This is a genomic window from Streptomyces sp. NPDC020379, from assembly GCF_044387105.1.
Classification (GTDB): Bacteria; Actinomycetota; Actinomycetes; order Streptomycetales; family Streptomycetaceae; genus Streptomyces.
Genome location: NZ_JBIRVR010000022.1, coordinates 30,410 through 50,493 on the forward strand (window position 1 = coordinate 30,410; position 20,084 = coordinate 50,493).

A 20,084-nucleotide genomic window follows, 5' to 3' on the forward strand; every position below is an offset into this window, starting at 1 on the left:
GATCTTGCTGCGGCGCGACCCGGGGGTACCTCCCAGCGGTGGCTGGGGGCGCGCGGCCCTGGCCCGCCGTCCTCGATCCTCCCACGTCCCGGGGCCTTTCCCGGCCTCAGGTCCGGGTTGTGGACGGACTCGGTCAGGTCGTGGTCAGCGGGCGCGTGCCGCGAGGGCCGCCTCGCCCGCCGCGCGCATCGCCGCGAGGGGGCCCGGCCTGCAGCCGGTCATCTGCTCGACCTGGAGCACGGCCTGATGCACCAGGAGGTCCAGGCCGCTGAGCACGGCCCCGCCGCGGTCCGTCCAGGCGGCGGCCAGCGGGGTCGGCCATGGCTCGTAGAGCACGTCGAAGAGGGTGCCGGGGCGCTCGGGGACCGCGGCGGCGAGGGCGTCGGTGGCGCCGGCCGGGGTGGTGGCGACGACCAGGGGCGCGGTGAGGGCCTCGGCGGCGCGGGACCAGTCGGCGACGGTGACGGCCACGCCGAGCCGTTCGCCCCACTGACGCATCTCGGCGGCCCGCGCCTCGCTGCGCACATAGGCGGTGACCTCGCCGGTGCAGATCCGGGCGAGGGCCGCGAGGGCGGAGGAGGCCGTGGCCCCGGCGCCGAGGACGGCGGCGGACTCGACCTTCTCGACGCCGCGCTCGCGCAGGGCGGCCTCGATGCCGGGGATGTCGGTGTTGTCACCGAGGCGGCGGCCGTCCTCGGTGAGGACGACGGTGTTGACGGCCTCGACCGAGGCCGCGGTGTCGCTGACCTCGTCCAGCAGCGGCATCACCGCGCGCTTGAGCGGCATGGTGAGCGAGAACCCCGCCCAGGTGCCGTCCAGCCCCGCGAGGAAGCCGGGCAGCGCGGCCTCGTCGATCTCGAAGCGGTCGTACGTCCACTCCCCCAGGCCCAGCTCCGCGTAGGCGGCCCGGTGCAGGACCGGGGAGAGCGAGTGGTCGATCGGCGATCCGAGCACGGCCGCGCGGCGGCGGTGCCCCTTCAGTTCACTCATCCGCTCTTCTTCTTGTTCTTCTGGCTCTCGTTGAACTCCTGCACGAGCTTCTCGTGCTCCTGCAGGTTCTTGGCGAACTGCGTCTTGCCGTCGATGGAGACGAAGTAGTACCAGTCACCGGGCTCGGGATCCATCGCGGCCTTGAGCGCGAGCTCTCCCGGATTGCCGATGGGGCCGGGCGTCAGGCCCTTGTAGAAGTACGTGTTGTACGGGTCGTCGTAGGACCGCAGCTGCTTGGGGCTGAGGTCCAGGGTGCTCTGGTTCTTGATGTAGTTGTACGTCGAGTCGAACTCGAGCTTGCCGTTCGTCTCGACGTTGGTGGGCTTGAGGCGGTTGTAGATGACGCGCGCCATCTTGCGGAAGTCGTCGTGGGTCATGCCCTCGGCGTTGACCATGCTCGCCACGGTGATCAGCTGGAGCGGGGACTTCAGGCCGAGTTCCTTCGCCTTGCCCTCCAGATCCTGCTTGGCGTAGGTCTCCTTCGCCCGCGCGACCATCTGCTTGAGGATCTCCTCGGGCTTGGTGCCCTTGCCCGCGTTGTACTGCGAGGGGAAGAGGAAGCCCTCCAGCGGGTCCTTGATCTTGGGGTCGCTGTTGGCCCAGTCGGGCAGCCCGAGGTTCTTCACCTGGTCCTTGGCGACGCCCTGGGTCGTGCCCTTCGGCAGGCCGAGCTTCTCGTCGATCGCGGCGTAGATCCCCACCGCGCGCCGGCCCTCGCCGATGGTGAGGAAGTTCGCGGCGTTGGTCATCATCGACACGGCCGCGGCACCGGACATCTCCTTGTGGAGGGTGTAGGAGCCGGGCTGGATGGCCTTGCCCTTGGGGTCCTTGCCCGCGGCCTCGGTGAAGGCTCCGACGCTCTTGACCACGCCGGCCTTCTGGAGGACCTCACCCATCTGGCTGATGCCGTAGCCCTTGGGGATCTCGACCTGGACCTGGCCGGTGCCCTCGCCGTCGTAGTCGGGCGCGGCCCCGAAGTGGGTCTGCCAGTAGTCGTAGGCGAGATAGCCACCGCCGCCCACGACGCCGACGAGCACCACGGCGACGAGGAGGCAGGCGGTGCCGCTGCGGCGCTTGGCCTTCTTGGGCGCCTTGCCCCGCCGGTCACGGCCGCGGGAGCGCTCCTCGGCCGGCGCGTCCTCCTCCGGCTCCGGGGCGGCCGGACCGGAGAGGCCGTCGAAGAACGACAGCTTCTCCTCGGCGGGCTCGGAACGCCACTCCGCGGGCTGCGCGAACTCCTGCGTGTGGTGCTGCTGCGTCTCGTGCTGAGCCTGGCGCGGCACCTGCTGTTCGTACTGCTGGGGCTGCTGGGGCGCGTGCTGCTGCGCCTGCGGCTCGCGCTGGTGCTGGTGCTGGGGCTGCGGATAGGCGTCCTGCGTGCCGTAGTAGTCCGGCGGCGCGCCGGTGTAGGGGTCGACGGGCTGCTGCCCGTACTGCTCCCCGGTGCCGTAGGGACCCCCCGCGCTCTGCGAGGGGTCCCAGCCGTACTGCTGTTGACCGTACTGAGGCTGTGACGGCTGCTGGGGGTGCTGATGCTGCGGATGCTGTTGACCGTCGTATCCCGGGTCCCCGTACAGAGGGTCCTCGGGATGCCACGGTTGGGAGCCGGAGCCCCGGCCATACTCAGTCATCAATCCCCTAGAGCCGCACAGCGGCAGCCGGTCGGCACTCCGTGGAGCGCGGGTTCCGAATCGTCCGGTCCTGTACGGGAGACGTTCGAACGGCTGCCATGTCAGCGCGGAACGTTACCGTACTGCGATCAGATGACCACGTCGACGGCCTCGCCGGGAGGCCGGCCGGAGACCTTCTCGATCTCCAGCGCGTTCTGCAGAATGACCACGGCTGCCGCCTGGTCGACGACCGAGCGCCCCTTCCTGGTGTTGACGCCGGAGGCCCGCAGCCCCTGCGCGGCTGTGACGGTCGTCATGCGCTCGTCGACCAGCCGCACCGGTACGGGCGCCACCCGCCGGGCCATCTCCTTGGCGAAGGTCCGCACCTTGGCCGCGGCCGGCCCCTCTCCCCCCTTGAGGGAGCGGGGCAGACCGACGACGACCTCGACCGGCTCGTACTCCGCGACGATCGCCGCCAGCCGCTTGTGGGCCTGCGGGATGTCCCGCCCCGGCACGGTCTCGACCGGGGTCGCGAGGATCCCGTCGGGGTCGCACGAGGCGACCCCGATCCGGGCGTCCCCCACATCGACGGCGATGCGCCTGCCACGTCGCACGGCGATCAGGCCGCTTCGGCGACGAGGCGCTCGACGGCGGCGACGGCCTCGTCGACGGCGTCCGGGTTCTGACCGCCGCCCTGGGCGACGTCCGGCTTGCCGCCGCCACCGCCACCGAGCGTCTTGGCGGCCGTACGCACCAGGTCACCGGCCTTGAGACCGCGCTCGCGGGCGGCCTCGTTGGTGGCGATGACGGTCAGCGGACGGCCGTTCACGACGGTGAACAGCGCCACGACGGCGGCCCGGCCGCCCTGGATCCGGCCGCGGACGTCGAGGACGAGCTTGCGCAGGTCGTCGGCGCCGGTGCCGTCCGGCACCCGGCCGATGGCCAGCGCCACACCGCGGATGTCCTTGGCGCCCTCGGCGAGACCGGCGGCGGCCTGGAGCACCTTCTCGGCGCGGAAACGCTCGATCTCCTTCTCGGCGTCCTTGAGCTTGGCGAGCATCCCGGAGATCTTCTCCGGCAGCTCCTCCGGACGGCCCTTGACCAGCTCCTGGAGCTGGGCGACGACCGTGTGCTCCTTGGCGAGGAAGTGATAGGCGTCGGCGCCGACCAGGGCCTCGACACGGCGCACACCGGAGCCGATCGAGGACTCGCCGAGCAGCTTCACCAGGCCCAGCTGGGCGGTGTTGGCGACGTGCGTACCGCCGCACAGCTCCTTGGAGAAGTCGCCGATGGTCACGACGCGCACCCGCTCGCCGTACTTCTCGCCGAACTCCGCGATGGCGCCCTGCTTCTTGGCGTCGTCGATGCTCATGACCTCGGCCTGGACGTCGAGTTCACGGGAGAGGACCTCGTTGATCCGCTGCTCGACGTCCGTGAGGACGCTGCCGGGCACGGCGGCAGGGGAGCCGAAGTCGAAGCGGAAGCGGCCGGGCGAGTTCTCCGAGCCGGCCTGGGCGGCCGTCGGGCCCAGGGCGTCGCGCAGCGCCTGGTGGGTGAGGTGGGTGGCGCTGTGGGCACGGGCGATGGCCCGACGGCGCGTCACATCGATGGCGGCGTGGGCGGAGGCACCGACGGTGACCTCGCCGACCTGGACGACGCCCTTGTGGACGTGGACGCCCGGGACGGGCTTCTGCACATCGCGGATCTCGATGACGGCGCCGTTGTCCAGCCGGATGCGGCCGGTGTCGGCGAGCTGGCCGCCGCCCTCGGCGTAGAAGGGGGTGCGGTCGAGGACGACCTCGACCTCGTCGCCCTCGGTGGCGGCGGGCGAGGGCACGCCGTCGACGAGCAGGCCGACGACCGTCGACTCGTTCTCGGTGAGGGTGTAGCCCGTGAAGTCGCTCTCGCCGGTGGTGTCGGCGACCTCGCGGTAGGCGGACAGGTCGGCGTGACCGGTCTTCTTGGCCTTGGCATCGGCCTTGGCCCGCTCGCGCTGCTCCTTCATCAGGCGGCGGAAGCCGTCCTGGTCCACGGACAGCCCCTGCTCGGCGGCCATCTCCAGGGTGAGGTCGATCGGGAAGCCCCAGGTGTCGTGGAGCAGGAACGCCTTGTCGCCGGAGAGGACCGTGCCGCCGGCGGCCTTGGTCTCGGTCACGGCGGTGTCGAGGATGTTGGTGCCGCCCTTGAGGGCCTTGAGGAAGGCGGCCTCCTCGGCGAGGGCGACGGTCTCGACGCGCTTGCGGTCGGTGACGAGCTCGGGGTACTGCTGCCCCATCGTGTCGATCACGACGCCGATCAGGTCCTTGACGACCGGGCCGGTGGCACCCATCAGGCGCATGTTGCGGATGGCGCGGCGCATGATGCGGCGCAGCACATAACCGCGGCCCTCGTTGCCGGGGGTGACGCCGTCTCCGATGAGCATCACGGAGGTGCGGATGTGGTCGGCGACCACGCGCATGGAGACGTCCGACTCGTGCTTGTCGCCGTAGCGGACGCCGGTCAGCTCGGTGGCCTTGTCCATGACGACGCGCAGGGTGTCGGTCTCGTACATGTTCTGCACGCCCTGCAGGATCATGGCGAGGCGCTCGAGGCCGAGACCGGTGTCGATGTTCTTGGACGGCAGGTCCCCGAGGATCGGGAAGTCCTCCTTGCCGTCACCGGCGCCGCGCTCGTACTGCATGAAGACCAGGTTCCAGATCTCCACGTAGCGCTCGTCGTTGACGGCGGGGCCGCCCTCGGCGCCGAACTCCGGGCCGCGGTCGTAGTTGATCTCGGAGCAGGGACCGCAGGGGCCGGGGACGCCCATGGACCAGAAGTTGTCCTTCTTGCCCAGGCGCTGGATGCGCTCGGCGGGGACGCCGACGACGTCACGCCAGATCTGCTCGGCCTCGTCGTCGTCCTTGTAGACGGTGATCCAGAGCTTCTCGGGCTCCAGCCCGAAGCCGCCGTCCGCCACCGGGGTGGTCAGCAGCTCCCAGGCGAGCTTGATGGCGCCTTCCTTGAAGTAGTCGCCGAAGGAGAAGTTGCCGCACATCTGGAAGAACGTGCCGTGGCGGGTGGTCTTGCCCACCTCTTCGATGTCCGGCGTGCGGATGCACTTCTGCACGCTGGTGGCGCGCGGGAAGGGCGGCTTGACCTCGCCGAGGAAGTACGGCTTGAAGGGGACCATGCCCGCGTTGACCAGCAACAGGGTCGGGTCGTCCGCGATGACTGACGCCGAGGGGACGACGGTGTGCCCGCGCTCCTCGAAGAAGCGCAGCCAGCGGCGGCGGATTTCAGCCGACTCCATCAGTGGTCCTCTTTCCGGGTGAACGAGTGGTAGGTGTGCTGCTGTTCGAGTGCGACCAGCCGGCGCTGCTCGGGAAGCTCCCGGCGCTCGGGGTCGGGTACGGCGGTGAGGCCGAGCGCGTCCTTGAGCGCCGCCTCGCGGTGCGCCATGCCGTCGCGGACGTCCAGGGCGAAGAGCTTGACCCGGCGGCCCGCGACGACCGCGCGGTCCGCCGCCTGGAGAGCCAGGCTCTCCGGGGTGAGCTGGGCCAGCTTGCGGTTGACCTTGGTCGTGGCCCAGACACCGGCGGCTACACCGGTCGTGAACCAGAAGGTGCGGCGGAACATTCCTGGGGTCAACCCTTCCCACGGGTACGGCGGCTGCCGCGCCGGGCGGACGGCGGTTTCCGGCCGACGGTCCGGCCGGCGAAAACGGAGTGCCGCGGCGCCGGCTCGGCGGGCGCGGCCTTGCGGCCGATCGCGCGGCGCACGCCGTAGCCGAACGCCGCGACCTTGACCAGGGGCCCGCCGAAGGCGGAGGAGACGGTCGAGGAGAGCGCGGAGGCGTTCGCCGTGACCTCCTGGACGTCCGCTGCGATCGAGTCGACGCGGGCGAGCTGGGTGTTGGCCGAGCGCACGGTCGCGGAGGCGTCGGCGAGCAGCGGCACGGCCTGCTCACTGACGTCGGCCACCAGCTTGGTGGCGGCCTTGAGCGTCTGCGCGAGCCGCACCAGGACCAGGGCCATGAACGACACGAGGATCGCCCAGAAGACGGCCACGAGGATCCCGGCCACCTCTCCACCGGACACGCTGCACCGCTCCCTGCTGGTCGTCGTCGCCGACCCGCCGCTTGCTGTCTTCGGACGTCTTCGGACGCCTCTTGACGTCCTGTACGACCTTATCGCGCCGGGCCTCCGCGCCCGTACCGGATTGTCACCGCGCCAGCCCTGCCCACCTGCCGGAGTTTACGGTGCGCACACTCACCAGTACGCTCTGTGTGCCATGCCCCCACTCTCCGGCTCACCGCTTCCCGGCACCCCCTCCTCCCGCGTCCACGGCGTCGCCGCGCGGGGCTGTCACCGGCCGGATCCGCCGGGCAATCTGCCCGCCGGGCCCACGCGCTTCATCGGCCGCGGTCGCGAACTGGACGCGCTCGCCGCGCTGGTGGAGCGGGCCCGGCTGGTGACGGTGACCGGGATCGGGGGCGTGGGCAAGACCCGCGTGGCGCTCCGGCTCGCGACCGCTTTGCAGGATCGCTTCTGCGACGGGGCCTGGCTGGCCGAGCTCTCCTCGCTCAGCGACCCGGCCCTGCTGGACCACACGGTCGCCGAGGCCCTGGGGCTGACCGATCACACGGACCGGCCGCCGCGCGCGTGGCTGCTGGAGCAGCTCGCCGGGCGGCGGACGCTGCTCGTCCTGGACGGGTGCGAGCAGGTGACGGAGGCGTGTGCGGCCCTGGTCAAGGCGCTGTTGCGCGGGGTGCCGGGGCTGCGGGTGCTCGCGGTGTCCCGGCGGCCGCTGGGGGTCGCGGGCGAGCAGGTCTTCGCGCTGCCGCCGCTGTCCGGCCCGGAGTCCTCCGAGCTCTTCGAGGACCGCGCGGGGGGCGCGTGGGCCGGCGCCGGGGAGGCGGAGCGCGCCACCGCGGACGAGCTGTGCCGCAGACTCGACGGCATCCCGCTGGCCCTGGAGCTCGCGGCGGCGCGGCTGGGCACGCTGTCGGTGACGCAGGTGCTGGAGCGGCTGGACGACCGGTTCCGGCTGCTGGCGGGGGGCGCGCCGGGCCCGCTGCCCCGCCACCAGACGCTGCGCACGGCCATCGGCTGGAGCCACGAGCTGTGCACGCCCGCCGAACGGCTGCTGTGGGCGCGGCTGACGGTCTTCGCGGGCCTGTTCGACCTGGAGGCGGCGGAGTATGTCTGCTCCGGCCCCGAGCTGCCCGCCGAGAGCCTGCTCGACGTGCTGGCGGAACTGGTGGCGCGGTCCGTGGTGGTGCGGGAGGACACCCCGCTGGGGCCGCGCTACCGGCTGCTGGACCCGGTGCGGATGTACGGGGCGGGCTGGCTGGACGCGCTGGCGGACGGCGAGCGGATGCGGCGCAGGCACCGTGACTGGTACATGGGCCTGGTCACCTGGTGCGAGCTGGACTGGTTCAGTCCCCGGCAGGCGGAGGTGGCGGCCCGGATCGAGGCGGAGCTGCCTAATCTGCGGCTCGCGCTGGACTACAGCCTGGAGGAGAAGGGCGAGGCCCACATCGGCCAGTACCTGGCGGCGACGCTGTGGTTCCACTGGACCGGCTGCGGCCGTCTCGCGGAGGGGCGCTACTGGCTGGACCGCGCGCTGGAGGCCGAGGCCGACAACGAGGAGACCCGGCTGAAGGCCCTGTGGGTGCTGGGTCACGTGGCGGTGCTCCAGGGCGATCCGGCCCGCGCGGTGGGGGCGCTGGCGGAGTGCCGTGAGACGGCCCTGCACGGCGGCCACACCCGGGCGCTGGCCTACGCCGAGCACCGGGCGGGCCTGCTGGCCCTGGTCTCGGACGACCTGCCGCGCGCCGAGGAGCTGCTGCGGTCGGCGCTGGCGCGCTATCAGGAGACCGGCGAGCTGAACAGCGACGTCCTCGCGGCCCAGGCGGAGCTGGCGACGGCCGTCGCCTTCCAGGGCGACCTGCCGGGCGCGGTGGCGCTGTGCGAGGAGGTGCGGGAGGTCTGCGCGGCCCACGGCGAGCGCCGGGCGCTGGCGTACGCGCTGTACATCCTGGCCCTCGCGGCCTGGAGCGGCGGGGACGCCGTACGGGCCCGGCCGCTGCTCCGGGAGTGCCTGGCCACCGCCCACGCCTTCCGCGACCTGGGGGGCGCGGTGCTCGCGGTGGAACTGCTGGCGCTGGTGACGCTGGAGGAGGCGGGGGGTGCCGGCGGCGCCGAGGAGGCCGCGGTGCTCCAGGGGGCGGCCGGGCGGCTGCGGCGGTCGGTGGGACTGCCGCTGTCCGGTTCGCGGCACTTCAACGCCCCGCACGCGCTGTGCGAGCGCCGGCTCCGGGAGCTGCTGGGCACGCGCCGGTACGAGGCGTGCGTGCGCGAGGGGGCCGGGCTGGACCTCGACGCGGTGGTGGCCCGGGTGGGCTGCGGACCGGAGCTGCCTCCGGCGGTGCCGGTGGCCCGGGGGCCCGTACGCCCGCCGGAAACGCGCGAGCCCGCCGTCTCACCGGCCACGGGGGCCGGGGAGACGACGGGCTGAGCGAGGAGCTCGGAAGAGCCGCTACTACCGCCGGATCAGCGGGCGTAGTACTCGACGACGAGCTGCTCGTCGCAGATCACGGGGATCTCCTTGCGGTTCGGCTCACGGTCCAGGCGGAAGGCCAGCGCGGCCAGGTTGACCTGGAGGTAGCGCGGGGTCTCGCCCTCGGTGTCGTAGCCACCGGCCATCGCGACCTGGAAGGGGTGCTTGGAGCGGCTGCGCTCGCGGACCGTCACGACGTCGTCGGGACGGACGCGGAACGACGGCTTGTCGACCTTGCCACCGTTGACCTGGATGTGGCCGTGGACGACCATCTGGCGGGCCTGGTAGATGGTGCGGGCGATGCCCGAACGCAGGACCAGTGCGTCGAGGCGGCGCTCGAGCTCGACGACCAGCGCCTCGCCCGTCTTGCCCTCGGCCTTCTTGGCACGGTCGTAGGCGCGGGCCATCTGGCGCTCGCTGATGTCGTACTGGGCGCGCAGACGCTGCTTCTCGAGCAGACGGACCTTGTAGTCCGAGTTCTGCTTGCGGCCACGGCCGTGCTCGCCCGGCGGGTAGGGGCGGGCCTCGAAGTACTTGACGGCCTTCGGCGTCAGCGCGATGCCGAGCGCACGAGACTTCTTGACCTTGGGACGCGACTGGTTAGGCACGTTCTCCAGACCTCCGTTGTAGGTTAGGTTAGGCTCACCTTACTCAAGGAGATCGCATGTCTCGTCCGGGGAACACCAGTCACATCACGGACAGCACGAAAGAGGCCGACGCAACTGATGGCGTCGACGCGACGGAGGTCCGATCAGATCGTGGTCAGCCGCGTCCCAGCGGACTTGAAATCGCGCGGATGCCGTCAGCAGCCGAGCGCACACGAACTCTCGTACAGAGTACATGCTCCGCGGTACTGCTCATTCCCGGGCTGACCGGCGGGACCGGCGCGGGCGCCGCGCTGCCCGCCGAACTGCTCGCGCCCGAGGCCCGCAGCGTGGGGCCCGACGGCGAGGTGTTCCTGGTCTTCCCCGCGGATTCCCCGGCCGTACGCGCCGCCACACACGCCCAGGACGACGAGCTGGCCGCCGTGCTGGAACTCACCGACGTCGCACCGGTCGCCGTGCCCAACCGGATCCGCGGCCGCGCCTGGCTCTCCGGCTGGCTGACCTCGGTGCCCGGGATGACCGGGCCCGGCCGGATGATGCTGCGGCTGGAGGTCGGCGAGAGCAGCGTCGACGACCTGTGGGGCGCGGAGAGCGTCGAGGCGGACGACTTCGCCCGCGCCGAGCCCGACCCGCTGATCGAGCACGAGGCGGAGCTGCTCCAGCACCTGCACGCCTCGCACGGCGACCAGGTGCGCGCCCTCAGCTCGCTGCTCGGCGAGCGGCGGCCGCGCTGCGCCCGCGACCGGGCCGTGCCGCTCTCGCTGGACCGCTTCGGGCTGCGCGTGCGGTTCACCACCGCGCACGGCGAGGGCACCCCGGCCGACCGGTCCTTCGACGTGCGCTTCGAATTCCCGCGGCCGGTGCGGGACATCACCGGCCTGCGGCAGGCGATGCACGCGCTCTTCGACGCCACGGAGGACTGAGCCGGCCCGGCCGCGGGGGTGAGCCGGGGCTCAGCCCTCGGACTCGCCCCGCAACCGCTTGCGCACCCGCTCCACCACGTCCGCGTAGCGCGCCTCCGCCCCGTAGCGCGTGGGTTCGTAGTAACGCTTGCCGTGGACCGCGTCCGGCGCGTACTGCTGGGCGGCGATGCCGCCGGGCAGGTCGTGGGGATAGAGATAGCCCTGCGCGTGGCCGAGCTTCTCGGCGCCCTTGTAGTGCCCGTCGCGCAGGTGCGGGGGCACGGGCCCGGCGAGGCCCGCCCGGACGTCCGCGAGGGCCGCGTCGATCGCCAGATACGCCGCGTTGGACTTCGGGGCCAGGGCGAGCGCCACGGCCACCTGGCCGAGCACGATCCGGGCCTCCGGGAAACCGATCAGCGCGACGGCCTGCGCACCGGCCACCGCCGTCTGGAGCGCGGTGGGGTCGGCCATGCCGACGTCCTCGCTCGCGGAGATCATCAGCCGCCGGGCGATGAACCGCGGATCCTCCCCGGCCTCGATCATCCGGGCCAGGTAGTGCAGGGTGGCGTCCACGTCGGAGCCGCGGATGGACTTGATGAGAGCGCTGGCCACGTCGTAGTGCTGGTCGCCGGCGCGGTCGTAGCGCACGGCCGCGCGGTCGACGGCCTCCTCCAGCGTCTCCAGGGTGATCTCGGCCTCGCCCTTGGCGATGGCCGAGCCCGCGCCCGCCTCCAGGGCCGTCAGCGCGCGCCGCGCGTCGCCCCCGGCGATCCTCAGCAGATGCCCCTCCGCGTCCTCCGGCAGCGTCACCGCGCCGCCGAGGCCGCGCTCGTCGGTGAGCGCGCGGTGCAGCAGGCCGCGCAGGTCGTCGTCGGTGAGGGCCTGGAGGGTCAGCAGCAGGGAGCGGGACAGCAGGGGGGAGATGATCGAGAAGTACGGGTTCTCCGTGGTGGCCGCGATCAGGGTGACCCAGCGATTCTCGACGGCGGGCAGCAGGGAGTCCTGCTGGGCCTTGCTGAAGCGGTGGATCTCGTCCAGGAAGAGGACGGTCTCCTTGCCGTAACCGCCCGAGGCGCGGCGGGCGCCGTCGATGACGGCCCGCACCTCCTTGACCCCGGCGGTGATCGCGGACAGCTCCACGAAGCGCTTGTTGGTGGCCTGGCTGACGACGTAGGCCAAGGTCGTCTTGCCGATGCCGGGCGGGCCCCAGAGGATCACCGAGGACGGCCCGGCCGGGCCGCCGCTCCCCTCCCCCACCAGCCTGCGCAGCGGTGAACCCTGCTTGAGGAGATGGCCCTGGCCGACGACTTCGTCGAGGGTCCGCGGGCGCATGCGGACGGCCAGCGGACTGCTCGCCGGGTCTTTCTCCTGGCGGTCCTCGGCGGCTGCGATGAAGAGGTCGGGTTCCACGTCGAAAACCCTATGCCACGCCACTGACAACGCCGCCGGACCCGAGGGGTCCGACGGCGTCGGTCAGGCGCTCACGGGCCGGTCAGCCGGTCCAGAAGCTCCACCACTTGGTGAGGATCAGCATGCCGATGATGCCGATGTGGATCACCGGGATCACCCAGTGGAACTCCAGCACCGCGTTGCGCAGCGCCCGCGGGGCGGGGATGAACCCATGGCGGACGTTCTGCACGGTCACATACCAGAACATGACGATCGTGCCGACCCAGGCGAGGCAGCACCACAGACACAGCGAGCCGATCACATACAGCGACTCGTACTGCAGCCAGCTCACGAAGCCGACGCCGAAGAGGCAGCCCGCCTCCATGCCCAGCCAGTACCACCGCGGGAAGCGGGCGCCGGAGAGCAGCGCCAGGCCGATCGCGATGATGATGCCGTAGCAGACCAGGCCGAGCATCGGGTTGGGGAACCCGAAGGCCGCGGCCTGCTTGCTCTGCATGATGTTGCCGCAGGAGACGATGGGGTTGAGGCTGCACCCCGGGACGTAGTTCGGGTCCTCGAGCAGCTTGAACTTGTCGAGGGTGATGACCCAGGCCGCGAGCAGTCCCATGGCACCGGTGACGACCAGCAGCAGGGCGAACGCCCGGCCGCCACCCACGGGTCCCGTGGCAGGGCCGTCCCGCTCGTCGCCGTCGGTGTCGGAGCGGTCGAGTGCCGAAGTGGTCATAGCGCCCTTGATCCCATCTGTCGGTCCTTGCGGCCCATTCTGCACGAGCCGCCAGGCAATCAGCCCTGCCGGGAGAGGAGTTCGCTCACCACGGTGTCGCATGCGACAGGTGTCTGCTCGCCGGACTCGAGGTCCTTGAGCTGCACGACGCCCTCCGCGAGATCCCGCTCACCCGCCACGAGCGCGAAGCGGGCGCCCGAGCGGTTGGCCGATTTCATGGCGTTCTTCAGGCCCTTGCCGCCGAAGGCGAAGTCGGTGGCGACACCGGCCCGGCGCAGCTCGGTCACGAGACCGAAGAGCACCCGGCGGGCCTCGTCGCCCAGCGGCACGGCGAAGACCCGCGTCGCGGCGGGCAGGTCGAGCTCGATGCCCTCCGCCTTGAGCGCCAGGACCGTGCGGTCGACGCCGAGCGCCCAGCCCACCGACGGCAGCGCCGGTCCGCCGATCATCTCGGACAGGCCGTCGTAGCGGCCGCCGCCGCCCACCGCGGACTGCGAGCCCAGGCCGTCGTGGACGAACTCGAAGGTGGTGCGGGTGTAGTAGTCCAGGCCGCGGACCAGCTTCTCGTCGTCCTCGAAGGCGACGCCCGCCGCGGTCAGCAGCTCGCGCACCTGCTCGTGGTACTCCTTGCACGCCTCGCAGAGGTGGTCACGGAGCATCGGGGCGCCGACGAGCTGCTTCTGCACGGCCTCGCGCTTGTCGTCGAGGACGCGCAGCGGGTTGATCTCGATGCGGCGGCGGGTGTCCTCGTCGAGGTCGAGGCCGCGCAGGAAGGACTGGAGCGCGTCGCGGTAGGCCGGACGGCACTCCTTGTCGCCGAGGGAGTTGAGCAGCAGGCGGAAGTTCGTCAGGCCCAGCGACTTGTAGGCGTCGACGGCCAGGATGATCAGCTCGGCGTCGAGCGCCGGGTCCTCCGCGCCGATGGCCTCCGCGCCGACCTGCGAGAAGTGGCGGTAGCGGCCGGCCTGCGGGCGCTCGTAGCGGTAGTACGAGCCGGCGTACCAGAGCTTGACCGGGAGGTTGCCGGTCTTGTGCAGGTTCGCCTCCAGGGCCGCGCGCAGCACGGAGGCGGTGCCCTCGGGGCGCAGCGCGAGCTGGTCACCGCCGCGCGTGGTGAGGGTGTACATCTCCTTGGTCACGATGTCGGTGGACTCGCCCACACCGCGGGAGAAGAGCTCGACCTGCTCGAAGCCGGGGGTCTCGATATAGCCGTAGCCGGAGCGCTTGAGCGGCGCCGCGATGGCCTCGCGCACCGCGAGGTAGACCGCGGAGTCGGGCGGGGTCAGGTCGTAGGTGCCCTTGGGGGCCTTGAACGTACTCACGGGAAAAATCGTCACATTCCTCGTCGCGGAGGGGCGGTGGCGCCCTCTCCGAGGCCGTGCCGCGCTTCTGCCAGATCCCGCAGGTACGGGTTGGTGGCGCGCTCGCGGCCGATGCTGGTCTGGGGGCCGTGGCCGGACAGCACCACGGTCGAGTCGTCCAGGGGCAGGCACACACGTGCCAGCGACCGGAGTATCTCGGCGTGGTCGCCGCCGGGCAGGTCGGTGCGTCCGATGGAGCCGGCGAACAACAGGTCACCCGCGAAGAACACCGACGGCACGTCGGCGGTCTCGGGCAGCCGGAAGGTCACCGACCCCTTGGTATGGCCGGGCGCGTGCGCGACGGAGAACTCCAGCCCGGCGAGGTCCAGCCGGGCGCCGTCGGTGAGCTCCTTGACGTCGTCCGGCTCGCCCACGGTCAGCTCGCCCATGAGGCGCTGCCCGATGGAGCGGCCGAGGCCCTTCTCCGGGTCGCTCATCATGTAGCGGTCCGCGGGGTGGATCCAGGCGGGGACGTCGTGGGCGCCGCACACCGGGACGACCGAGGCGACATGGTCGATGTGCCCATGGGTGAGAACGACGGCGACGGGCTTGAGCCGATGCTTCCTGAGCGCTTCCTCGACACCCGGGGCCGCCTGGTGGCCCGGGTCGACGATCACACACTCCTCACCCGCGGCCGGGGCGACCAGATAGCAATTGGTGCCCCAGGCCCCGGCGGGGAACCCGGCAATAAGCACATTCGTCCTTAAAGATCGACCAGCAGAATTCCAGCAGTGGACCGGCGGGGGCTCCCCGGTGGGAAACCTCGGCCGGTACAGAGCCTACCGGCGGCACTCCGGTCACAGCGAACCCGTATACGGTACGGGCACACCCCGCAACCCCGGTCCGCCATGGACCAGACGGCACGAGGAGACGACCCGGTGGTCAGTAACGAGCAGCGGCGGCGGCAGCTCGCCCGGGAGAAGTTCGAGCGGCAGCAGGAGCGCCGAGAGGCGGCCCGGCGCAAGGCGCGCCGCCGTAACGCGGTGATCGCCGCGGGCCTCGCCGTGGTGCTCGCGGCGGGCGCGACCGCCTATGCCACGGGCGCGCTGTCCGGCGACGGCAAGAAGGACACCACGGACGCGGCGGCACCGGACAGCTCCACGCCGCCGAGCAAGGGCCCGGACCCGTGCGCCAAGGCGGCCCCCGGCTCCCCCTCCGCCAAGTCGTGGAAGTCCGAGCCCGCGATGGCCGTCGACAAGTCGGCCTCGTACACGATGGATCTGAAGACGACCTGTGGCTCCATCGACATCAAGCTCGACGCCGAGAAGGCGCCGCACACGGTGAACTCGTTCAACTTCCTGGCCGGCGAGGGTTTCTACGACCACAGCCCGTGCCACCGGCTCACCAGCGCCGGCATCTACGTGCTCCAGTGCGGCGACCCCAAGGGCACCGGCATGGGCGGTTCGGGCTACACGATCCCGGACGAGAACCTCAAGGACCCCCGGATCAAGGACGGCATCTATCCGGCCGGCACCCTCGCGATGGCCAACACCGGCCAGCCCGACTCCGGCGGCAGCCAGTTCTTCCTGGTCTACCAGGACAGCAAGCTGGACCCGAAGTACACCCCCGTCGGCACCATCGGCGCCGAGGGCATGAAGGTGCTCAAGAAGATCGCCGACGCCGGTGTGCAGGGCGGTGCACCCGACGGCGCACCCAACGCGACCGTCGTCATCGACAAGGCGACGGTGACCAAGTCCTGAGGCCCGCCCGGGTCTTCCGCCGTCCGCCGCGCCTCCCGGCGTGCCACGGGGCCCGATATCCGTTCCGTACGGCGAAATTTCGGTCGCGCGGGATACGGACAGCCGGGCCACCGGTCGCCTATGTTGGCGTTGTGTAGGGTGCCTGATCCGACGGCTGCCCGCACCCAATCGATCAAGCCGTCGGACCGGTCAGGGCGCGGCCCTGCCGGAACAACTGTGGACGATGCCCGAGGGGCCGCGCACCGGCCCCGGCATCATGTGGAGGAGGCGCTGTGAGCAGCGACCCATGGGGCCGCGTCGATGAGACGGGGACTGTGTACGTGCGTACCGCCGACGGCGAGCAGGTCGTCGGCTCGTGGCAGGCGGGTTCCCCCGACGAGGCACTCGCCTACTTCGAGCGCAAGTACGAGGGCCTGGTCGTCGAGATCGGCCTCCTCGAGCGCCGGGTCAGGACCACCGACCTGTCGGCCAAGGACGCGATGACCGCGATCGACCACCTGCGGACGCAGGTCGACGAGCACCACGCGGTCGGCGATCTGGACGCGCTGCGCGTCCGGCTCGACAAGCTCGTGGCCACGGTCGAGAAGCGCCGCGAGGAGCGCAAGGCCGCCAAGGCGAAGCAGTCCGACGAGGCCCGTACGGCGAAGGAGGCGCTGGTCGCCGAGGCCGAGGAGCTGGCCGCGAGCGAGCAGTGGCGGTCGGCCGGCGAGCGGCTGCGCGCCCTGGTCGAGACCTGGAAGGGCCTCCCGCGGCTGGACCGCAAGGCGGACGACGAGCTGTGGCACCGCTTCTCGCACGCGCGCTCGGCGTTCTCCAAGCGGCGCAAGGCGCACTTCGCGTCGCTGGACGCCCAGCGCGAGGAGGCCCGCAAGGCCAAGGAGAAGCTGGTCGCCGAGGCCGAGTCGCTCTCCGGGTCCACCGACTGGGGCCCGACGGCCGCGCGTTACCGCGATCTGATGGCCGACTGGAAGGCCGTCGGCCGTGCCCAGCGCGAGGCGGAGGACGAGCTGTGGGCCCGCTTCCGCGGCGCGCAGGACGTCTTCTTCCAGGCGCGCAGCGAGGTGTTCGCCGAGCGCGACGCCGAGCAGCAGGTCAACCTCACCCGCAAGGAGGAGCTGGTCGCCGAGGCCGAGAAGCTGCTCCCGGTGACGGACCTCAAGGCGGCGCGGGCGGCGTTCCGTTCGATCAACGAGCGCTGGGAGGCCGTGGGTCATGTGCCGCGGGACGCCCGGCCGAAGATCGAGGGCCGGATGCACACCGTCGAGCGCGCGCTCCAGGAGGCCGAGGAGAGCGAGTGGCGGCGCACCAACCCGGAGGCCCGGGCGCGTGCGGCCGGTCTGACCGGGCAGTTGCAGGCCGCGGTCGACAAGCTCCAGGAGCAGGCGGACAAGGCGCGTGCCGCGGGCAACGACGCCAAGGCCGACAAGCTCGCCAAGGAGCTGGAGGGCCGCAAGGCGCTGCTGGACCAGGCCCTGAAGGGCCTGGAGGAGTTCGGCGGCTGATCGGGCCGTACGCCTGACGCGTGAGGTAAGGGGCTCCGGCTATGGCCGGAGCCCCTTACTCATGGGCGCTGACAACTCGGTGTGCGGCTACGGCCTGCGAGCCGAGGTCACGCGGTAGACGTCGTAGACGCCCTCCACGCCCCGCACCGCCTTGAGGACATGACCGAGGTGCTTGGGGTCGCCCATCTCGAAGGTGAAGCGCGAGGTGGCCACCCGGTCGCGGGAGGTCTGCACCGCCGCCGAGAGGATGTTGACGTGCTGGTCGGACAGGACGCGGGTGACGTCCGACAGCAGCCGGGACCGGTCCAGCGCCTCGACCTGGATGGCGACGAGGAAGACCGACGACTGGGTGGGCGCCCACTCGACCTCGAGGATCCGCTCGGGCTGCTGCGAGAGCGAGTCGACGTTGACGCAGTCGGCGCGGTGCACCGAGATGCCGTTGCCCCGGGTGACGAAGCCGATGATCGGGTCGCCCGGCACCGGCGTACAACAGCGGGCCAGCTTCACCCACACGTCGTCGACACCCTTGACCACCACGCCCGGGTCCGCGCTGGAACGCCGCTTGGAGCGGCTGCGGATGGGCGCCGACTCCTCGATGTCCTCGGTGGCCGCGTCCTCCCCGCCGAGGGCCTGGACCAGCTTCTGCACGACGCCCTGCGCGGCGACGTGGCCCTCGCCGATGGCGGCGTAGAGGGAGGAGATGTCGGGGTAGCGCATCTCGTGCGCGAGGGTGACCAGCGAGTCGCCGGTGAGGATCCGCTGGATCGGCAGGTTCTGCTTGCGCATGGCGCGCGCGATGGCGTCCTTGCCCTGCTCGATGGCCTCGTCGCGGCGCTCCTTGGAGAACCAGGCGCGGATCTTGTTGCGGGCACGGGGTGACTTGACGAAGCCGAGCCAGTCGCGGGACGGGGCGGCGCCGGCGGCCTTGGAGGTGAAGACCTCGACCAGGTCGCCGTTGTCCAGGGTCGATTCGAGGGGGACGAGCCGGCCGTTGACCCGGGCGCCTATGGTGCGGTGGCCGACCTCGGTGTGCACGGCGTAGGCGAAGTCGACCGGGGTGGCCCCGGCCGGGAGCGCTATGACATCGCCCTTGGGCGTGAAGACGAAGACCTCGTTGCGCGAGAGGTCGAAGCGCAGGGACTCCAGGAACTCCCCCGGGTCCTCGGTCTCCTTCTGCCAGTCCAGCAACTGCCGCAGCCAGGCCATGTCATTGACGGTGTCCTGGTTCTTCCCGGCGTTCTTCGGCACGTCGGTGCGGACCTTGGAGGCCCCGGCGACGGCTTCCTGCTTGTACTTCCAGTGCGCGGCGATGCCGTACTCCGCGCGCCGGTGCATGTCGAAGGTGCGGATCTGCAGCTCGACGGGCTTGCCGCTGGGGCCTATGACCGTCGTGTGCAGCGACTGGTACATGTTGAACTTCGGCATCGCGATGTAGTCCTTGAACCGCCCCGGGACCGGGTTCCACCGGGCGTGGACGGTGCCGAGCGCCGCATAGCAGTCGCGGACGGTGTCGACGAGGACGCGGATGCCCACCAGGTCGTAGATCTCGGCGAAGTCACGGCCCCGCACGATCATCTTCTGGTAGACGCTGTAGTAGTGCTTCGGGCGGCCGGTGACGGTGGCCTTGATCCGGGCGGCGCGCAGGTCGGCCTGGACCTCGTCGGTGACGATCGCCAGGTATTCGTCCCGCTTGGGGGCACGCTCGGCGACGAGGCGGACGATCTCGTCGTACATCTTGGGGTAGAGGATCGCGAAGGCGAGGTCCTCCAGCTCCCACTTGATGGTGTTCATGCCCAGCCGGTGCGCCAGCGGGGCGTAGATCTCCAGCGTCTCGCGGGCCTTCTTCTCCTGCTTCTCCCGCTTGAGGTAGCGCATGGTGCGCATGTTGTGCAGGCGGTCGGCGAGCTTGATGACCAGGACACGCGGGTCCTTGGCCATGGCGACGACCATCTTGCGCACGGTCTCGGCCTGCGCGGCCTCGCCGAACTTGACCCGGTCGAGCTTGGTGACGCCGTCCACCAGCAGGGCGACCTGGTCGCCGAAGTCACGGCGCAGGGTGTCCAGGCCGTACTCGGTGTCCTCGACGGTGTCGTGCAGCAGGCCCGCCATCAGCGTGGCCGGGTCCATGCCCAGCTCGGCGAGGATCGTGGTCACCGCGAGGGGGTGCGTGATATACGGGTCGCCGCTCTTGCGCTTCTGCCCGCGGTGCCAGCGCTCGGCCACCTGATAGGCCCGCTCGATCTGCCGCAGCGTCGCGGTGTCGGCCTTGGGGTCGTTGCCGCGGACGACGCGCAGCAGCGGCTCGAGCACCGGGTTGTACGGGCTGGAGCGCTGGACGCCCAGGCGGGCGAGGCGGGCCCGGACGCGGCTGGAGGAGCCGGGGCGCGGGGCGGGTCCCTGCGGAGCGGTGGGCCGGACGGGTGACGTGCCCGTGGGCACGACGGCCGCCTTGCCCGCGCCGTCGGCCGACTGCGCGCCGGGCATGACCTCGGAGGGCTTGGGGGCCTTGGGTCCCGTGGGAGCCGTGCGGTCCACGGGCTCGGCCGCGCTGTCGGGGCGGCCCTGGGGCGTGCCCGTGGCCGCCGCGGCCTCGGGAGACGGCTTGTCCGGCTGTGCGGCGGTGAGCGGCTGGGCCTCGTCTGGCAAGAGCACTCCTCATGCGGGTCCGGCCCCCCGTTCAGGTCCGGACTGCCATGGTATCGAGCCGGGCGGCGTGACTGCCGCGCGGCCGGGTCGGTGC

Annotated in this window: 16 protein-coding genes; 4 read left to right on the plus strand and 12 right to left on the minus strand. The window is 71.5% G+C overall.

Annotated elements, in window-relative coordinates; all coding sequences use genetic code 11:
* Nucleotides 1-144: 144 nt before the first annotated feature.
* The 6 genes from ACH427_RS25250 to ACH427_RS25275 all read right to left on the minus strand — a co-directional run bounded on the left by ACH427_RS25250 (nucleotide 145) and on the right by ACH427_RS25275 (nucleotide 6,676).
* Nucleotides 145-990: a shikimate dehydrogenase gene (locus ACH427_RS25250; RefSeq protein ID WP_398872800.1), complete on the minus strand. Its 846-nt coding sequence runs from the start codon at nucleotides 988-990 to the stop codon at nucleotides 145-147.
* A complete protein-coding gene (gene mltG / locus ACH427_RS25255) occupies nucleotides 987-2,621 on the minus strand; it encodes an endolytic transglycosylase MltG (RefSeq protein WP_398872802.1) in 1,635 nt (544 codons plus the stop codon). The genes ACH427_RS25250 and mltG overlap by 4 nt, the downstream gene beginning before the upstream one ends.
* A gap of 128 nt (nucleotides 2,622-2,749) precedes the next feature.
* Entirely contained in the window at nucleotides 2,750-3,214 is a 465-nt protein-coding gene (ruvX, locus tag ACH427_RS25260; RefSeq protein ID WP_398872804.1) for a Holliday junction resolvase RuvX, read from the minus strand.
* 5 nt (nucleotides 3,215-3,219) lie between these two features.
* The gene (gene alaS / locus ACH427_RS25265) at nucleotides 3,220-5,889 is read right to left on the minus strand and encodes an alanine--tRNA ligase (RefSeq protein WP_398872806.1); all 2,670 of its coding nucleotides are present in this window, start codon (nucleotides 5,887-5,889) and stop codon (nucleotides 3,220-3,222) included.
* Complete coding sequence (locus ACH427_RS25270) at nucleotides 5,889-6,215, minus strand: DUF6167 family protein (RefSeq protein ID WP_361522377.1); 327 nt, start codon at nucleotides 6,213-6,215, stop codon at nucleotides 5,889-5,891. The genes alaS and ACH427_RS25270 overlap by 1 nt, the downstream gene beginning before the upstream one ends.
* A gap of 8 nt (nucleotides 6,216-6,223) precedes the next feature.
* Nucleotides 6,224-6,676: a DUF948 domain-containing protein gene (locus tag ACH427_RS25275; RefSeq protein WP_398872808.1), complete on the minus strand. Its 453-nt coding sequence runs from the start codon at nucleotides 6,674-6,676 to the stop codon at nucleotides 6,224-6,226.
* Between the two features lie 193 nt (nucleotides 6,677-6,869).
* Between ACH427_RS25275 and ACH427_RS25280 the strand changes: the two genes are divergently transcribed.
* On the plus strand, nucleotides 6,870-9,098 hold the full coding sequence (locus ACH427_RS25280; RefSeq protein WP_398872810.1) for an ATP-binding protein: 2,229 nt from the start codon (nucleotides 6,870-6,872) through the stop codon (nucleotides 9,096-9,098).
* Nucleotides 9,099-9,133: 35 nt separating this feature from the next.
* On the opposite strand, the gene rpsD is transcribed toward ACH427_RS25280, so the two are convergent.
* Nucleotides 9,134-9,748, minus strand: a complete 615-nt coding sequence (rpsD, locus tag ACH427_RS25285) for a 30S ribosomal protein S4 (RefSeq protein WP_398872812.1) — start codon at nucleotides 9,746-9,748, stop codon at nucleotides 9,134-9,136.
* A 188-nt stretch (nucleotides 9,749-9,936) separates the two neighbouring features.
* Here rpsD and ACH427_RS25290 point away from each other — a divergent pair, with 188 nt between their 5' ends.
* Entirely contained in the window at nucleotides 9,937-10,668 is a 732-nt protein-coding gene (locus ACH427_RS25290; protein ID WP_398872814.1) for a DUF2470 domain-containing protein, read from the plus strand.
* Nucleotides 10,669-10,698: 30 nt separating this feature from the next.
* On the opposite strand, the gene ACH427_RS25295 is transcribed toward ACH427_RS25290, so the two are convergent.
* From ACH427_RS25295 to ACH427_RS25310, 4 genes are all read right to left on the minus strand, one after another.
* On the minus strand, nucleotides 10,699-12,057 hold the full coding sequence (locus tag ACH427_RS25295; protein WP_398872816.1) for a replication-associated recombination protein A: 1,359 nt from the start codon (nucleotides 12,055-12,057) through the stop codon (nucleotides 10,699-10,701).
* An 82-nt stretch (nucleotides 12,058-12,139) separates the two neighbouring features.
* Complete coding sequence (locus ACH427_RS25300; protein WP_398872818.1) at nucleotides 12,140-12,781, minus strand: vitamin K epoxide reductase family protein; 642 nt, start codon at nucleotides 12,779-12,781, stop codon at nucleotides 12,140-12,142.
* 59 nt (nucleotides 12,782-12,840) lie between these two features.
* Nucleotides 12,841-14,103 carry a histidine--tRNA ligase gene (hisS, locus tag ACH427_RS25305; RefSeq protein ID WP_398872820.1) on the minus strand — a complete coding sequence of 421 codons (1,263 nt, stop codon included), beginning with the start codon at nucleotides 14,101-14,103 and terminating at the stop codon, nucleotides 12,841-12,843.
* An 11-nt stretch (nucleotides 14,104-14,114) separates the two neighbouring features.
* Nucleotides 14,115-14,837 carry an MBL fold metallo-hydrolase gene (locus ACH427_RS25310; protein ID WP_398872822.1) on the minus strand — a complete coding sequence of 241 codons (723 nt, stop codon included), beginning with the start codon at nucleotides 14,835-14,837 and terminating at the stop codon, nucleotides 14,115-14,117.
* Between the two features lie 183 nt (nucleotides 14,838-15,020).
* Between ACH427_RS25310 and ACH427_RS25315 the strand changes: the two genes are divergently transcribed.
* Nucleotides 15,021-15,842: a peptidylprolyl isomerase gene (locus ACH427_RS25315; protein ID WP_398872824.1), complete on the plus strand. Its 822-nt coding sequence runs from the start codon at nucleotides 15,021-15,023 to the stop codon at nucleotides 15,840-15,842.
* A gap of 272 nt (nucleotides 15,843-16,114) precedes the next feature.
* Entirely contained in the window at nucleotides 16,115-17,344 is a 1,230-nt protein-coding gene (locus ACH427_RS25320; RefSeq protein ID WP_398872826.1) for a DUF349 domain-containing protein, read from the plus strand.
* An 87-nt stretch (nucleotides 17,345-17,431) separates the two neighbouring features.
* Here the strand turns inward: ACH427_RS25320 and ACH427_RS25325 are convergent, their stop codons facing one another.
* Nucleotides 17,432-19,990, minus strand: coding sequence for a RelA/SpoT family protein (locus tag ACH427_RS25325; protein ID WP_398872828.1), 2,559 nt, complete (start codon nucleotides 19,988-19,990; stop codon nucleotides 17,432-17,434).
* Between the last annotated feature and the right edge of the window lie 94 nt (nucleotides 19,991-20,084).

What these genes read in the sequence shown, in the direction of transcription:
- ACH427_RS25290 (WP_398872814.1), top strand. Translation starts at nt 9,937, where the DNA reads ATGCCGTCAGCAGCCGAGCGCACACGAACTCTCGTACAGAGTACATGC.
- ACH427_RS25250 (WP_398872800.1), bottom strand. Translation starts at nt 990, where the DNA reads ATGAGTGAACTGAAGGGGCACCGCCGCCGCGCGGCCGTGCTCGGATCG.
- ACH427_RS25270 (WP_361522377.1), bottom strand. Translation starts at nt 6,215, where the DNA reads ATGTTCCGCCGCACCTTCTGGTTCACGACCGGTGTAGCCGCCGGTGTC.
- mltG (WP_398872802.1), bottom strand. Translation starts at nt 2,621, where the DNA reads ATGACTGAGTATGGCCGGGGCTCCGGCTCCCAACCGTGGCATCCCGAG.
- alaS (WP_398872806.1), bottom strand. Translation starts at nt 5,889, where the DNA reads ATGGAGTCGGCTGAAATCCGCCGCCGCTGGCTGCGCTTCTTCGAGGAG.
- ACH427_RS25300 (WP_398872818.1), bottom strand. Translation starts at nt 12,781, where the DNA reads ATGACCACTTCGGCACTCGACCGCTCCGACACCGACGGCGACGAGCGG.
- ACH427_RS25280 (WP_398872810.1), top strand. Translation starts at nt 6,870, where the DNA reads ATGCCCCCACTCTCCGGCTCACCGCTTCCCGGCACCCCCTCCTCCCGC.